Source organism: Chrysiogenes arsenatis DSM 11915, assembly GCF_000469585.1.
In the GTDB taxonomy this organism is placed as follows: Bacteria; Chrysiogenota; Chrysiogenetes; order Chrysiogenales; family Chrysiogenaceae; genus Chrysiogenes; species Chrysiogenes arsenatis.
The window spans coordinates 274,483-289,269 of the sequence record NZ_AWNK01000006.1; the positions used below are offsets into that span (position 1 = coordinate 274,483).

A 14,787-nucleotide genomic window follows, 5' to 3' on the forward strand; every position below is an offset into this window, starting at 1 on the left:
GCATACAATATGCATGTATTATGTGAACAAAAGCGATTTTTGTATCGTGCCGCAAGCGAGCCTGGATGGCGAGCGGTGGGCATTCGAGAACAGGATTGTGGAGTATGCCCAAAAGGGACGATACAAAAATCGCTATTCTAACCCAGAAAAGGAGGGACACCACCATGACCACCTACCACAACAAAGCCAGCTCCCTCTACAAAGAAAATAGCTTTGGCGTCCAAATGAACCTCCTAAAAACCAAAGCCATCGAACTGTGCGACAAACTCAACATCACCCAAACCATCCATCCCGATAACCTCAACGTCCAGTACGAAGAGGTGGAAACCTTTCGCCGTCTTCTGAGCCGCATGGAAGGGCTCCTGTCCGAAATCGAATCCGTGCGCGAAGATCTCCGCGAGCAACGGTTAGAATACAAACAGCTCGAAAAAGAAAAACAGGAACTCGAAGTGCGCTCAGCACACTACCACCAGCGCGCCAAGCGGTTGTCGCACCTTTTCAAGGAAACCCTGCTTGACGACGAATAACACCACCCCCGTCGGGATCGACATCGGCGCCACCACCACAAAAGTCAGCTATCGTGACGCCGATGGCGCGTGGTGCACCGCCAAAGTGCCCACAAATTACACCGATATCGCCACACTTACCGCAACACTCGGCCTCGCATCAGCCCGCGTCGGCTGCGCTATCCCAGCGCCAGTCAAAAATGGCCGCTTGGCCGCCGCCGCCCCCAACCTCGCCACCCTGCCAACCATTCCCGCCGGAACACCACTGCTGAACGATGGCAATGCCGCCGCCTTCGGCGAGTACATCGCCCGTGATTTAACGCACCAATCGCTCTTTATGGCGAGCATTGGCACCGGACTGGGCGGAGGATTTATCAGCCACGGAACCATTTTCGAAGGGGCAAATGGATTTTTTGCCGAAGCCGGACACTTTACTCTGATGAGTGGCGGCAAGCCCTGTAACTGCGGCGCCCGTGGCTGCGCCGAAGGGTACACCTCCAGCCAATTCTTTGTGCCTCACAACGATCAGGCGACTATCGCCCACCACTTTGCCGAACAAACCACCCTGTTTCAGGAATTTCTCCACCATATTGCCGCCATGCTGGGCAGCATCACCAACCTCTATGACCCCGACATCATCGTGATTGGCGGTGGCCTTGGCTCCCTACTGCGACCGCACTACAAACAGCTCTGCCACCTTACCGCACAGCAAATGTTTCGCGGTCGCCCCTTGCCCGCCATTGAGCCCAGCACACTGGGTGAATTTGCCGCCGCACGGGGCATGGTTGCCCACATCGAGCGACTGGCTCGCGATCCATTCGTGCTATGAATCCCGTTTCGTACCTGAAAAAAGTCGGCCCGCGCCGTGCGACACAGCTCGAAAAACTGGGTATCACGTCCGCGCACGACCTGCTGTGGCACATTCCACGCGACTACCGTCAATACGCCACCGACCTCCGCGCTGCCCACGAAGGGGAGCACCTGCTTGTCAGCGGCACCATCATCAACCTTGAGATGCCCCTCAAACCACCCCTGCGTGCCACGCTGCGTACAGCTCAGGGTGATGTCGGCCTCGTCTGGTTCGGCGCGCAACGCAAGTATATTCAAAACACGTTTGCGGTAGACACCACGCTCTGCGTGGAAGGGGAAGTACGCTTCTTTCAGGGTCGACCAACCATCGCCCATCCGCACGAAACCAGCCCGTCAGGCGGCGGTATTGTCCCGCTCTATCCTCTTACAGAGGGGATTACGCAACGGTTGCTCCAAGAGATTTTTCAGGCCAACTGGCCTCGATTGCGCAGTGAAATCGACGAAATACTCCCGCCAGCGCTGGTGGCGAAATACCACCTCCCTTCGCTGGCTGAAAGTTTCGAACGCATTCACTTCCCCAAAGCCGACGATCTGGAAAAACTGCGTAATGGCACCAGCCGTTATCATAAGCGGCTTATCTTTCAAGAATTTTTTTTACATCTGCTGGGAAGGCACCTTGCGGGAGCCGCACAACTCCACCGCCCTGGTATAGCCTTGGCTCGAACCACCACAGCAGAAGCCATAACATTTGCCCACTCAACACTTGGCTTTACGCTCACTGAAGGGCAACATGCCGCGATCGACGACATTCTTGATGACCTTGCCGCACCGCGACCCATGAACCGCCTTTTACAGGGCGATGTTGGTTCTGGCAAAACCGCCGTAGCAATTCTGGCCGCGTGGGCCGCACTCCGCAGCGGCGTACAAGTCGCCGTGATGGCACCAACTGAAATACTGGCGCAACAACTCTGGCGCCACCTGAGCGAAGCGCTCGAGCCAGAATATTGCGTCGCGCTCCTGTGCGGTTCGCTACGCAAAAAAACCAAAGAAACCTTGCAAAACAGCATTGCCGAAGGGATCGTGCACGTCGTCGTCGGCACGCATGCCCTTGTACAGGAAGGAGTCGCGTTTCAGCGACTCGGGCTGGCGATTATCGACGAACAGCACCGCTTTGGCGTGGAGCAGCGCACCACGCTGATGCACCACACACCGGGCATCAATCAACTCTCCATGAGTGCTACCCCTATTCCGCGCACACTAGCACTCACGCTCTATGCCGATATGCAGCTTTCGACGATCACCACCCTCCCGGCAGGGCGTCAGCCGATTAAGACTATCCTCATTGAGGGGAGCAGCGATAAGCGGATGATTGAACTCGTGCGCCAACAACTTGCCAGCGGTGCGCAAGGGTATGTTGTCACCCCGCTGATTGACGAAAGCGAAAAAATCGACCTACAAAATGCGGTCGCTACACATACTCATTTGTCACAAATGCTGCCGGAATTTTCGGTAGAACTGCTGCACGGAAAAATGAGTGCGGAACTCAAAGAAAATATTATGCAGCGCTTTATGCGGCACGAGACTGCGCTGTTAGTTTCCACCACGGTTATTGAAGTCGGTGTCAATAACCCGAACGCTACCGTCATGGTAATCTACCATCCCGAACGGTTTGGCCTGAGCCAATTGCATCAGTTGCGCGGGCGCGTCGGACGGGGCGCACAAGCGAGTATGTGCCTACTCTACGCGCCACAAAAACTGGCCGAACCAGCACGGGAACGGATAGCCGTGCTTTTACAATCGCAAGACGGCTTTGAAATCGCCCAACGCGATTTGGAACTGCGCGGCCCCGGTGAAATGTTGGGCGTACGCCAATCGGGCGTCCCCGCCTTTCGTGTCGCCCACCTCGGACGCGACCGCAAAGCCCTCGAATTTGCCCATCAGGAAGTGCGCGAACTGATGGCGCGTGACAGTGGCCTTACCCTGACGGAACACCGTGGATTACACACGTATTTTACCACCGGCAAGCTGGTCGAACGGATTCACTAATTCTTTGAGACTACGCCATATGTTTTGATTGCAAAATAGCCACTTATCGGTAATAATTCCGCCGATTTGAGAACGCCTGACAATCACACAGTCGGTCAGGGAGGCGGGAGTCTCTATGCAATTCCCCACATTTTTAGAGGGCTTTTTCTGGATTATCATTGCCAGCATTGCCTGTTCGCGTTTGGTGCATGATCGTCACCAACTTTGGCTTTGGCTGGTGGTCGTCGCCACTGCACGCTCCAGCGGAGAGTGGTTACAACTCCTTGCCCCTGGATTCGCGAGCGAATCAATGGTTTCCGTCGCCTCTAGCGCTACGATTCTCAGCTACGTTGCCACTGTAGAATTTGGTCGCCAAGCGCTTATTCGTGCGTTTCCTTCCGTAAAATCACTGCCATTACTCTTTCCACTGTTTTCTTTGTCCTTAGCCGCAGCTACCCTCACGGTTGGGGGAACATGGATCCAAAGCGCTCTTCTTGCCGGTGCGATCCCTGGGTTTGCCGCCGCTACCATTGCCTTTGGCTGTTTTTTTTGGGTGGGAACTTGTGCAAAAAAGTTCTTTTTACTTCTCACAACACTTTCCCTATTGGCTCAAGTGGGTCTTTTAATTGCACATATGTTGAATATTGCATCCAGTCCCCTTTTATCAATCATCGTCTTACTTCTCTTTACCATCGCACTTGCAGGAGCTTTCTGGGAGGCGCAACAGTGCCGCAATACTGCGCTCCAAGCAGTGGTTCTCCCCCGTTGGCTCCTCTGGGCTGCCCCAACCGGCTACATTCTGATTGCCCTCTGCTCGTGGTACGGTGCGGAGTGGATTGCAGGTCAAGCATTTCAATCGGTTGAGCGCAAAGCACACGACGAAAGCCATACCCTCGCCCGTGCGCTGAACATGCGCCAATTGCAGCACTTTCAGTACCGTGCAAATGACATGAACCTTCCACAATTTTGGCGTGCTTGCGAAATGCTCAGTAGCTACCATCGAGTCCATCTTGGGCTGCAACAAATATCAATGGTCACTCTGCGCGACGACCAGTTAGTCAGCGGCGTTGCCAGCATGAAGCGCGACCAACAACACTGTGATGCCCTACTGGGGCAGACCGCAGAAGTAGACCCCGCCGCCCGTAAAGCTTGGCAAGAATTACATTCGACGGAGGCTCTGCGTAAAGAGCAAAAGGTCTTAACCATTTATACCCCTCTACTCATCCCCAGTAGCAGGCAAGTAACCGCCCTCCTGCGAACCGACTTCGATCTCCACCAATTGCACCGACAGATATTTCGACAACAACTCTATCTACTCATACCTGCCATGGGGCTAACGCTCGTACTGGCTATTGGGACAATAATCCTTACCGTGCGCCGCTCGACGGGTAAAAATCAATACTGGATTGAGCCGACGATGGTACTCATTGCTGGCATCGCCCTCAGTTTTTTTGCTACCTTTTCGACAGCCAGTTACGATCACCAGCACCGCTCGACCCTGTTCCAGCATTGGGGATCGCAAAAATTTCGTCAGGCACAAAACCACATGTTACAATTTGCCGAGTCGGTTTCGGTAATCGAACAACTGGTGAAACTTCCACGAACAATCAACGATAATGAATTTGCGTTACTCGCCCAGTCGCTAGTTAACCGTACCGGCATTGAACTCTTAGCTTGGGCACCGGCCAGCACTCCAGAACGCAATACGACAACCTATACTATTGCGGCAACATCGAAGACGTTAGAAGGTCGCATAGAACTCGGCCATAACCCACTGCAAACGTTACCAATAGCCATCGATATCCACCAGCTTTTCCGCCAGCCACTTCCCACGATGACAAAGCCCTTTTCGTTGCCAGAACAGAAGACACCAGACGGCTGGGTGGCAATTCTGATCCCCGTGGTCGCCAGCGAACAGAGTCCAAATCATGGCGTGCTCTTGGTGCTTATGAATGTTCCCATGTTCTGGCAGCAAGCGCTTGAAAACGGTTTGCGCCGCAACCAAGATGTACTGCTCGATATTAGTATGCCGAGCGCTGACGGTGCAATGCAGCATTTCCCCGTCTTTGATAGTGAGGTGCCCGAAGGGGCTGGCAGTGCGACATTGATCAATAACGCAGGGCTTGATGATGCCGAGTTTACCACCTACTATCCGCTCTTTCGTTATGGTCAGTCGTGGCTCTTTACCGCTACACCAGGCCCCCTGTTCTATCAAGCATTTCCGAAGCGACCCGACTGGATTATAGGAGCCTTTGGCCTCGTGATTACCCTCTGCATTTCTCTGCTTGTGCTGTGGCTGACGCGGACGAATACAGTAGTGCAGTCGGAAGTTGACAAAAAAACAGCCGAACTACGCCAACTGCTCGCCGAAATGCAGCTACGCATTGATGCCGCAATTTTAGAAAACCGCCAGCAAGATGCTATTATTGAGGAGCAACGGCGGCGCCAAACATTGGCGGAACTGCTGGTGAATCTGGCTCACCAATGGCGCCAACCACTCAGTGTCTACGGCTTGGTGCTTGAAGAAATTTTAGAAGATTTCCGCGATGAGACGTTGACCATAGAGGTACTCGAAAAGCGGGTGGAAACCGCCTTGCGTCAGATTACATCGCTTTCGGAAACCATTTCACAGTTCACCGAAATTTATCAGAACCAAGATATCCCGATGCACGAATTCTACCTCAAAGCTACGTGGGATATGGCAAGCAAGATTATGAAAGCCAATCCCGTGTATTCGATTCAGGCCGAATGTATGCTTGAGGCTGATCTCTCCTTCTTTGGGAATAAAGGTGATTGTATCGAACTGTTCACCGAGCTTTTGCGCAACAGCGACGAAGTTGCTCGCGAGCGCAATCGCACTGATGTGCGGGCAACGATGCGGGCTTGGAAGGATGGAAATGGCGAACTGACCATCGTGTTCGAAGATAACGCGGGGGGAATTCTCTCCGAAATCTTTCCTGTTGTATGGGATCCTTATACCACCACGTCGTTTAAAACGCCAAATAAAGGGCTGGGGCTCTATACCCTCAAGCGGGTGGTTGAAGAACGCTACTATGGGCGGGTATACGCTGAAAATACAGATGTTGGGGCTCGTTTTACGTTCGTTTTTCCCCGTCCGAAGAAGCAAGGATTTGTGACTCCAAATCGCCTGCAAACCAAAAATATTGTTGAGGAGTAAGATATGAAGAATCTTTCAGTTGGTTATCGGATGTTAGCAGGCTTTTTGTTTGTCGCATTATTGTGTGTGGTTGTTGGTGCGACCGGCTGGTTCGCACTTGGGAAAATGGAACAAAATATTCTCGAAGTGGGTGAGGTGCGTCTTCCGAGTGTTTCAAGCTTACTGGAACTCAGTAATGCCGCAGCCAATATCCGTGTGGCACAGCGAACACTTTTGAATCAAGCCCTTTCGAACGAAGAGCGCGAACGTCAGTTTGCCTCGATTGCTGCTGAAGAAGCCAACGCCAAGCGGGCATGGGATAAGTTTGCCGCTCTTCCCCAGAGTGGCGAAGAGGAAGTGCTCTGGAATGCCTTTGTGCCGCTGTATGAGGATTATCTCAAGGAAAATGCACACTATCTGCGGCTGATTCGCGAACTGAGCAATTACGGTGTGATTAATCCGCAAGGGGTCATTGCCTCATTGCAACAGTTTCGTGGTGATCACCTGATAGTAATGGAACGACTTGATACAGCCTTACGTACAGGGACAGACTTCCCTGGCGGCGATAACCCAACCCAGTGTAACTTTGGCCGTTGGCTGGCATCGTTCCGGACTTCGAATTCGACACTTGCGGCATTAATCGCCAGCGCGTCACAAGACCATAACCGTTTCCACGAATATGCAGGGCAAATTAAAGAGTTAGCCAATCAGGGAGAAGTAGCGCGTGGGCATCAACTCCTGAGAGGTGAAATGCAACAAGCGGTTAATGGGGTATTTGCCACGTTTGCCAAAATGCTCGACGTCGTTGAAGAAGTCAATATGCTGTACCAGGAAATGGAATTTCGCGTATTGGTTCGACAGGCGGAGCGCCAACAGGAAATGTTGACGGCGTTGCAGAAGATTATCGAGCTGAACGAGTCGATTGCTGCTGATTCGGTTCGCTACTCGATGGACGATGTGCAACAGGCGAGCGTGACCATTATTATGGTCGCGTTGGTGGCGCTGGTTCTGGCGATAGTGCTTGGTATATTTCTCACACGCAATATTACACGGCCAATTCTTCAGGGTGTAGCGTTTGCCCAACGAGTAGCGGACGGAGATCTTTCGCAAAAACTCGATCTTGATCAGAAGGACGAAATGGGGAGGCTGGTCGGCGCCCTCAACGCGATGGTAGAAAGCTTACGCCATACTGTCAGCGACATTCAACTTTCAGCCGATGGGGTAGCTTCAGCCAGTGAAGAGCTTGGCAGTTCTGCCAGTCAAATGAGCGCTGGCATGGATCAGCAAGCTGAGCGGGTGGCGCTGATAGCTTCGGCGTCGTTAGAGATGGCACAAACTTCAACCGAGATTGCCCGCAACATGCACACCATTCAAGACAATGCCGCGAGTGCGCTGGAGCAATCGCGCAAAGGGGGCGATGTGGTGCAACAGTCTGCTATCGAAATGGTTGCGATAGCGGAGCAGGTGGTGAAGGCGTCGAGCTCGGCGGGAGAGTTGAAGCAAAAAGCGGATAAGGTACAGCAGGTTATCGAAGTTATTAACGGTATTGCTGATCAAACAAACCTGTTAGCACTCAATGCTGCCATCGAAGCAGCTCGTGCCGGCGAAGCTGGGCGTGGATTTGCCGTGGTAGCCGACGAGGTGCGCAAGCTGGCAGAACGAAGTGGCTCTTCGGCGCACGAAATCAGCGAAATCATCAAAAGCATCCAAGAAGGTGTTACGCATGTAGTGCGGGCGATGGAGCTGGTGACGAGCAAGGCGCAAACAGGCGAAGCCCTTTCCAAAGAGACAGATAAGGCATTTATGATAATTCTCGCTGGCATGGAAGGTCTGCAAGATTTGATTACGCAGAACGCGGCTGGTGTTGAAGAGATGTCAGCCACCGCCGATCAGATAACCGAAGATATCCAAACGATCTCATCCACGGCTGAAGAGACCGCCTCCGTCGCAAACGAAGTAGCCCATGCCGCTGAAGGGTTGGCACAACTCGCTACCAGTGTTCAGCAGAGTGTTTCTGGTTTCCGCTTAGAAAATGCGCGACCGTTGCTGTCGCCACGTCAGTCATAGGAATTATGAAAATACGCATTCCAAAACCACTTCTCTTTTTTGGCGTTGTTGCGCTTGCGATGTCGGCAGTCGTGTTTTTCCTGTTGGTGCATAACTATGATTCCCAGCAGCAACGAACTGCCGCCCAGCACGGTGCGAGCGTTGATGCGGGGTATCGGGCTACGCTCAACATGTTCCGCCTCAACGCGGACACTCATTTTCAAACGCAACTCAATACGCTACCCATTGTTGCGATATTAGAGCAGGCGATTGAAACGGAGGATCGTGCTCTGCGCGATATTTTACGTAAGCAGCTCCGTCAATTGCTCGACACGGAATATCAGATTATGTTTCAGCAGGGGCTTAAAGGGCTTCACTTTGTTTTTCAAGATGGAACCACTTTTTACCGCTTTCACAATCCAAGCCAGCATAGCGACTCCATTTTTGCGATTCGTCCTGCTATGCGTCAGGCAATCGAACAAAACACGATGGTGGTTGGCATGGAAGGGGGGCGGTCTTGGCCGGCGTACCGTCACATTTACCCACTGCAAACTCCTGAAGGAAAGCGGTTGGGAATTATCGAAATTTCACTCCCTTTTGATATTATTCAGCGCGAACTGGTCAAGATACTTCCTGGCTTCGCGATTAACCTTATCCTCCACCGCAACGAGTCGTTTGATAAGGTGTTCACCGAGCGGCAAGATCTTTTCACCCCGTCGCGCATTCACGCCGATTACTTTTGCGAAAATGAGCATGTTTCGCAGAGCACCCAAGCGTTTACTCATTCACCACTGGCAGAGCATTTAAGCTACGCGTTGGCCAATTCGCCAACCGCTCGGGCACGAATGGATCAGCAACAGAGCTTTTCCTTGCCCATTCTTGAAGCCCAAAAAGGGTATATCGCTACGTTCCTCGCTATTGAGGATCTCAATAGGACGTTTATCGGGTATGTTGTCGCGCTCAGCGAAGCTCCTATCCTGATTGAACAAAGACGCGTGGTCTGGGGGCAGTTTTTTGGTGGTTTACTCTTGGCTGTCATGAGCGCCATTGCCCTGTGGTTTGTAGGGCGTAGTTGGGAAACGCTGGAAAAAGAGCGGCAAAAGCTGGCAGTGATTACCGATACGATTCCCGATGGTCTCTGTGTTGTGGAGCATAGTCGCGGTACGGTGACCCTTTGCAACCGCGGGGCGAGCGAAATTCTGGGCTACCCGCCTGATATGATTATCGGGCAAGTGGCGCACGATCTTTTTCACCGTCATTCCCAAAATGATGTGACTCTAGAGAATTGCCCCATCTACCAAGCCACTCATCAGGGGGAGTCGTTTCGCGGTGAAGTGGAGTTGGTTAATGCCGCCGGTCACGTATTTCCCGCCGAAGTTGCGAGCCAGCCGATCTATAATACTGAGCGAAGTTCGGTCTTAGTGTTTCGCGATATTACGGCTCGTAAAGAAGCCGAAGAGAATATTCGCCATCTGGCGTTTTACGATGCTCTTACCAGCTTGCCGAACCGTCATTTACTGCTTGACCGTTTGGGGCACGCAGCGGCGGGCGCAAAACGGAATAGCCAGAACTGCGCGCTCCTGCTTTTAGACCTCGACCACTTTAAGAATCTCAACGATACCCAAGGGCATGCCATTGGTGATCAATGGCTGGTCGAAATCGCCCGTCGTTTTTTACAAACGATGCGCAAGTCCGATACGGTAGCGCGGTTGGGGGGAGATGAGTTCGCTATTCTCCTTGAAGATCTCGGCGCGGAACGGGAAGAAGCAGCCCAGCGTGCGGAACGGACGGCGGAAAAGATTCTCGATCAACTTGATATCCCTTTCACCTTTCATGGCGATGCGCAAGGAACTGATGCCGCTAAGGTTGCGGCTTACCGTGGTGCCGGAAGCATTGGCATTACCCTTTTTTCAAGTGATGATGAACAGGGTGATACCATTATTAAGCACGCCGAAATGGCGATGTATACAGCAAAAGAGTCGGGGCGGGGTACGACGCGCTTCTTTGATCCAACAATGCAGACGACGCTGGAGCTTCGCGCTGCGCTAGAACGCGATCTGCGGCGAGCCATCGATGCGCAAGAGTTTCTGCTCTATTTCCAGCCACAAGTGAACGAAAATGGGGGAGTGATAGGGGCAGAAGCCCTCGTCCGCTGGCAGCACCCCACGCGCGGGTTAATATCGCCCACGCTGTTTATTCCGATTGCAGAAGAAACGGGCTTGATTGTCCCCATCGGGCGTTGGGTGCTCGAAGCGGCGTGTCAGCAATTGCGGCGCTGGCAAGAGTGCCCCAGTACGCAACACTTGTTTCTTTCGGTGAATGTGAGCCATCGTCAATTTGGTCAGCCTGATTTTGTGGAACACCTCCAGACAGTGGTGCATCAAACTGGTATTGACCCCGCCTTCCTAAAGTTAGAGTTGACCGAAAGCATGGTGCACCGCGAACTCGAAGCAACGATTGAACGGATGTACGCGATTCAGGCGATGCAGATCAGCTTTTCGATGGACGATTTTGGCACGGGCTATTCATGCCTGAGTTCGCTCAAACGACTGCCACTCAATCAACTAAAAGTTGATAAATCGTTTGTCGATGATATTCCGCACGACCCCAACGCCGCCGCCATTGTCCGTACGATCGTCAATATGGGGCAAATTTTGGGGCTGGAAGTTATCGCCGAAGGGGTAGAAACGGAAGAGCAACGGCAGTTCTTGCAGTCCATTGGGTGCCGCGCGCATCAAGGGTATCTGTTCGGTAAGCCGCGCGCAGTGATGGAGCCAACCGATATTTTAAAATGATGCGCAACCGCTGCTGTCGCCAGTGAAGCTCATCCAGTATTACGATCCATGATTGTATTCCAAAGCGAAAAACACCCCACTCTAGCTAAAGCGCATCAACAACTTCCACTCTATTACGCCCACCGCCTTTGGCAAGGTAAAGTGCTTGGTCTGCTTTGCCCAGCGCTACCTGCATTTCCCGGTCACTCGGATTGCGCAACGCAGCCACACCGAGACTAATTGTAATGGCTAACTCGGAGTCATTCCACACAAATGGATTTTTCTCTATAATACCCCGTATACGTTCGGCAATAGCCCGTGCCGTTTCCAGCGTTGTTTCAGGCAAAACTACCAAAAACTCCTCGCCACCAAAGCGCCCGAACAAATCGCTTTCGCGCAACACAGAAGCGATCCGTGCACACACCTCTTTCAAAACAAAATCGCCTGCCTGATGTCCGCAGGTATCATTCACTTTTTTAAAATAATCAACATCTATGAGAATAAGGCTGTGGGACGCCAACGAGCAGGTACCATGCTGCCCATTACCATATAGCGAAAGCCGCTCACGCGCTTGGGTAAGCACTTCGTTACGCACAAGGACACCTGTAAGACCATCAATCGTAGCCTGTTGCTTGAGTTGACGCTGTGCAGATGCCAACCGACTTGTCAATATACGCACAACTATCATTGAAGGGGCAAAAACGAGAATAAGAACAATCCCAAGAAGCGTTACATTCTCGGCTATCAGATTTTTTCCTGCCTCCGCGTAACGGGTAACGTCCTTATATATCTCAAAGGCACCAACAACCGTACCATCTGCTGTTTGAATGGGAACATATGTTTCAACCACATCGATACCAAATACCTGCTCACCCTTTAAGTCAACCATGCTGCCCTTACGCTTCATAGAGGCATCGACTTCACCAGCCAGAGCACGCTGCAAGCGCGGGTTGTCGCTATCTAACATGCCAATAATAGCAGAGTCGGTGCTGTAAACCACCCGACCAGACTGATTGAATATCTTGATCTTATGGATCTCAAAGGGAAACAAGAAGCGACGGATGGTATAATCGAATTCCTGCGCCTGATCACTTTCAATGTAAACCCGAGTCTGATCGTTTACCTGCTGCTGCAAAATCATGTCAGAATAGGTTTCCAACAGCGCTTGCGCTACATGAGTCGCATCATCCTGAGCATCGACAGCAATTTGGTTCGTTATCGTTTTTTGCATACCATACGCTGAAAAAAACGCAATCATGCCGATAGATACTATGCCAAGTACAACAATAAGCGCAAAGAAGTGTTTGACAGAATCAGCAGGATACAACACGGCAATACGCATAAAAACCCCTTGCACGCTAACAATAGCGTTAGCACCAGCCACTCAATGGAACGAGCATAAACCTACATCACGTTCCAAAATCGCACAAGCACTCTATCACAAGTATTGTTATGAACGTCGCCGTATTGATTCCTTCATGTTCAATGAAAATCCCCGCTTACTAAATAAAGCAAGCGGGGATACAAAGCTATTGCGCTAAATTAGTAACGGAATTTCATTTGTAGATAGAAGTTCTGTGCTTTGTCGACGACTGGCATAAACGTATCGGCCACTTTCATGCTGTCGTTAATTTCGACCGGAGCGCCAAGCTGTGAGCCGGATCCAGTGTATTTGTAGTCATACAATTGAGCGCCGAGCTGTACTTCGAGATTCTTAAAGAAGGTGTGGGCGTAATAGCCTTCCCATACTTGACCGCGTGCCGCCAGTTTAGAACCAATCGTATCATCCGCTGCACCAGTGAAGCTCATCCAGTATTGCGACCCCTGATTGTATTCCAAACCGACTCGCCCTTCCCATGGCAGCGCATACGAACCACCAACATAGATGGAGTGACCGGTACGTGATTTGGTGAGTGAAGAGTAGTCGGGATTTCCCATGGCATCGAAAGCAATATCATTCAGCAGGCCAACTTTACCGGTCATCATAGCAAACGGATTGCGGCTATACTGGCCGTTAGGGCGAGTTTTAGAGTAACCGTAGTTGACAAACCACTTGAGGCCGAAGTTGTCACCCTGAAACAGTAGCGATGCCATGTCGAGATCGCCAAGGTGCTTGGTCGGCTCGATGCGTGATACGAAGCCATCCCAGTTTTGCGTTATGCCGGTAATCGTATCGCCAAAACCACGTTCTCCATCGTTATTGGTGTCCTGGAAGTTTACGATGTACGGCATCACGGTGGTGCCGCTAAAGCCATCGGTCACCTCAAAGGCACGCGCGTAACTCATGATCGCTTTGTACTGATGATCGTCGTACGCTTGCAGGATAATACCAAAGAGGTTGACGTCATTGAGTTCTGGCACAGCCGAACCATTCGTCGCGCTCATAGCATTGCCATTTTGGTTTTCAAAGCCAATACCGTAGCAGAGCTTCAGGTAGAGACCGGGAATTTCGGTTAACTCATCGAAATTCAGTTGATAACTGAAGCCGTCAAACTCCCACTGGATCATGTTTGCCAATGGCGACCCACCAAGCGGAGTCCCTTTTTTGACTTCCAATGGTGCCCCTTCCGTTGATGGGCGACGGCCAAAGCTAAACGTTGAAGGGATGGTAAACGTGTCAAAGCTGGCGGTCACAAACGCCCGCTCCACGGAAAGATCAACACCATCTGGCGACGATGATTTGACACCATCGAATCCCATAGAGCCGGGAGTTCCATTCATCCACTTCACGTTAGCGCTATCGCCAAATGCTTTGTACATGGCAAGCGTTGCGCCGAAGTGAAGGTTAGGATTTGGCTTGGCATCAACGTGCAAGCGAAGTTTATTTTTCAGGAGAGAATCGTTGTCGGCATCGAATTTGTCGAGTTGGTTAGGATTCATGCTGGCGAACATGCCATTAGCAGCCGCATTTTCAGCAGCGCTTAACGTTCCATCAACGGTATTCTGGCCAGAACGCTTCTCAATAAAATCTATGAGAAATGGATTACCAGTGCCGCCTAACATCACGGAAGTACCATTACCAAGTGCTCCACCCATTTGCGCAACCAGCGATTGAGGCTGAAAACTCTGCGACATCGCACCCATATTGGCGAATGTCATATTACCAACAACCCCTGGCATTGCCATCAACATATCCATTGCCGGTTTTTTAATCCCACGCAAATCTTTGTACTTTTGCTGCTCAACGTACGTGGTAAAGTCGACACTCCAATCCAGTTTATCGGTGATCGACTTGCGTTGCGCTTGGCGGAGTGCCCGCTCCATAGTTTTGCTTTGGTCGACTTGCTTTTCTTGTTGTACCTTTAGCTGCTCAACTTGCTGTTCTTGTTGTGTTTTCAGTTGGAGCAACTGTTGCTGTAATTCATTGATCTGTTGTTGCAATGCATCAATATTGACGGAAGCAAACGAAGGAACGCTCAGAGCAGCGACCGCGAGTGCGGCCAAAAGTACCTTTTTCTGTCTCATAATT

8 protein-coding genes are annotated in these 14,787 nt (G+C 51.5%); 6 read left to right on the forward strand and 2 right to left on the reverse strand.

All coding sequences use genetic code 11. The annotated features are described in order from the left end of the window. The first annotated feature begins 164 nt into the window (after positions 1 to 164). The 6 genes from P304_RS0105265 (at position 165) to P304_RS16050 (ending at position 11,339) form a co-directional block, all read left to right on the forward strand. Positions 165 to 527 (forward strand): hypothetical protein, encoded by a 363-nt coding sequence (locus P304_RS0105265; RefSeq protein ID WP_027389682.1) that lies wholly within the window; start codon positions 165 to 167, stop codon positions 525 to 527. After that, positions 514 to 1,335 carry an ROK family protein gene (locus P304_RS0105270; RefSeq protein ID WP_027389683.1) on the forward strand — a complete coding sequence of 274 codons (822 nt, stop codon included), beginning with the start codon at positions 514 to 516 and terminating at the stop codon, positions 1,333 to 1,335. Before P304_RS0105265 ends, P304_RS0105270 begins: the two co-directional genes overlap by 14 nt. Next, on the forward strand, positions 1,332 to 3,362 hold the full coding sequence (gene recG / locus P304_RS14195) for an ATP-dependent DNA helicase RecG (RefSeq protein ID WP_034764202.1): 2,031 nt from the start codon (positions 1,332 to 1,334) through the stop codon (positions 3,360 to 3,362). The genes P304_RS0105270 and recG overlap by 4 nt, the downstream gene beginning before the upstream one ends. Before the next feature lie 115 nt (positions 3,363 to 3,477). After that, positions 3,478 to 6,519, forward strand: coding sequence for an ATP-binding protein (locus P304_RS0105280; protein ID WP_027389684.1), 3,042 nt, complete (start codon positions 3,478 to 3,480; stop codon positions 6,517 to 6,519). A 3-nt stretch (positions 6,520 to 6,522) separates the two neighbouring features. Continuing rightward, on the forward strand, positions 6,523 to 8,565 hold the full coding sequence (locus P304_RS0105285; RefSeq protein WP_027389685.1) for a methyl-accepting chemotaxis protein: 2,043 nt from the start codon (positions 6,523 to 6,525) through the stop codon (positions 8,563 to 8,565). A 5-nt stretch (positions 8,566 to 8,570) separates the two neighbouring features. After that, positions 8,571 to 11,339, forward strand: coding sequence for a bifunctional diguanylate cyclase/phosphodiesterase (locus tag P304_RS16050; RefSeq protein WP_051321435.1), 2,769 nt, complete (start codon positions 8,571 to 8,573; stop codon positions 11,337 to 11,339). Positions 11,340 to 11,424: 85 nt separating this feature from the next. Here P304_RS16050 and P304_RS14205 read toward each other — a convergent pair whose 3' ends face one another. Continuing rightward, positions 11,425 to 12,660, reverse strand: a complete 1,236-nt coding sequence (locus P304_RS14205; protein WP_051321436.1) for a GGDEF domain-containing protein — start codon at positions 12,658 to 12,660, stop codon at positions 11,425 to 11,427. Positions 12,661 to 12,860: 200 nt separating this feature from the next. Then, positions 12,861 to 14,783: a DUF3373 family protein gene (locus P304_RS0105300; protein WP_027389686.1), complete on the reverse strand. Its 1,923-nt coding sequence runs from the start codon at positions 14,781 to 14,783 to the stop codon at positions 12,861 to 12,863. Positions 14,784 to 14,787 lie beyond the last annotated feature (4 nt).

Excerpts from the sequence above, each read along its gene's own strand:
- P304_RS0105265 (WP_027389682.1), top strand. The coding sequence starts at position 165 with ATGACCACCTACCACAACAAAGCCAGCTCCCTCTACAAAGAAAATAGC.
- recG (WP_034764202.1), top strand. The coding sequence starts at position 1,332 with ATGAATCCCGTTTCGTACCTGAAAAAAGTCGGCCCGCGCCGTGCGACA.
- P304_RS0105280 (WP_027389684.1), top strand. The coding sequence starts at position 3,478 with ATGCAATTCCCCACATTTTTAGAGGGCTTTTTCTGGATTATCATTGCC.
- P304_RS0105285 (WP_027389685.1), top strand. The coding sequence starts at position 6,523 with ATGAAGAATCTTTCAGTTGGTTATCGGATGTTAGCAGGCTTTTTGTTT.
- P304_RS16050 (WP_051321435.1), top strand. The coding sequence starts at position 8,571 with ATGAAAATACGCATTCCAAAACCACTTCTCTTTTTTGGCGTTGTTGCG.
- P304_RS14205 (WP_051321436.1), bottom strand. The coding sequence starts at position 12,660 with ATGCGTATTGCCGTGTTGTATCCTGCTGATTCTGTCAAACACTTCTTT.
- P304_RS0105300 (WP_027389686.1), bottom strand. The coding sequence starts at position 14,783 with ATGAGACAGAAAAAGGTACTTTTGGCCGCACTCGCGGTCGCTGCTCTG.